The sequence below is a fragment of the Gilliamella sp. wkB18 genome (assembly GCF_001690875.1).
Classification (GTDB): Bacteria; Pseudomonadota; Gammaproteobacteria; order Enterobacterales; family Orbaceae; genus Gilliamella; species Gilliamella apicola_A.
On record NZ_LZHM01000039.1, the window covers coordinates 1 to 1,518 of the forward strand.

Consider the following 1,518-nt stretch of genomic DNA (forward strand, 5'->3'; position numbering starts at 1 on the left):
CAAATCGTCCCAATCATATTCTTTTATTCGGCGTTTTTTCGGTTGTAAAAATACCGAAGGGTGATGTAAAAACTTAAAGTTAAAAAAGTAACTTTCGTTAACATAGACTTTACCGGTTTTACGATTGAATATAATGGGGCTGCCACGGCGGGAGAACAGATAATGATATAGTTGAGGAACAGCATAATATACAGCACAACAACTTGCTATTACTCCAACTAATGTTGCCAAAAATAATTTAGTTTCTAAAATTGGATTACATAAATAAATTAATATAGATAATAAAACTATTGTCGGGCATAGAAAGATAACAATAATCATATGAATACATAAATAAAAAGCTTGATCAGAAGGAATCTGACGAATAAAGGCACAATAGGTATTATTGGCATAACTTAAGCGATCGTCATGCAAAGGTACACTATAAGGACCTTTATCTAGATCCCCAAACCAACCAAGAATTTGCGGGCGGTATTTTGATGGCATAATTATTCCTTATTCCTTATTCCTTATTCCTTAATCATCTGGGTTATTCCGTTATATGGTACCGTTGTTTGATTTCGGCGAGCTCTTCTTGCGATGTGGCATTAAACGCTTCGACCATCCATTCGGGCCAGCCTTCACCTTCAATCCTATGGGCTTTAAATTCCGCTTCTTGATCTGACTTATATTCGCCGTCATCGATATTGGCAGATTTATAATGCACCATAAAACTATTGATCCACCCCCAAACAAATGTACTTCCTGCACCGGCTCGAGCAGGATCTAACATAATATGATCTATCACTTGGTGCGTGCCCGGTTGGCACACCATTAACACGGTTGAACTTAAGGCATTACGTGACATATTATGAATAATAACACCGTGCAAATCGTCCCAATCATACTCTTTTATTCGGCGTTTTTTCGGTTGTAAAAATACCGCAGGATGCCGTAATACTTTAAAGTTAAAAAAGTAACTTTCATTAACATAGACTTTACCGGTTTTACGATTAAATATAATGGGGCTGCCATGGCGGGAAAATAGATTCTGATAGATTTCTGGAATAACAAGATACATAGCAATAAAGCATAAAATAACACCACTTAATGCCACTAAAAATATGTTAGTTTGTAAAATTGGATTACATAAATAAGTCAATATAGATAATAGAACTACTGCAGAGCATAAAAGGATAACAGCAATGATGTAAATACATAAATAAAAAGCTTGATCAGAAGGAATCTGACGAATAAAGGCACAATAGGTATTATTGGCATAACTTAAGCGATCGTCATGCAAAGGTACACTATAAGGACCTTTATCTAGATCCCCAAACCAACCAAAGATTTGCGGGCGGTATTTTGATGGCATTTTATTCTCCTTTTATTTATTCATCGTGAAATTGGTTACTGCTTCGATTAATGATAAGCGGGATTTCGTTATCATCTTGTGCATTAGGGCTGATATTGATTTGGTAGTTATTTATTAGATCATAAGCAAAGGTGCCCGCTACCCAGGTTATTACCGTTAGGTGA

Annotated in this window: 2 protein-coding genes; both read right to left on the reverse strand. The window is 35.9% G+C overall.

Going from position 1 to position 1,518, the window contains the following annotated elements; translation table 11 throughout:
- On the reverse strand, nucleotides 1–486 hold a 486-nt coding region (locus A9G48_RS03345), incomplete at its 3' end, for a DUF6708 domain-containing protein (protein WP_218057793.1).
- A gap of 43 nt (nucleotides 487–529) precedes the next feature.
- Nucleotides 530–1,354, reverse strand: a complete 825-nt coding sequence (locus A9G48_RS03350; RefSeq protein WP_065575780.1) for a DUF6708 domain-containing protein — start codon at nucleotides 1,352–1,354, stop codon at nucleotides 530–532.
- Nucleotides 1,355–1,518: the final 164 nt, after the last annotated feature.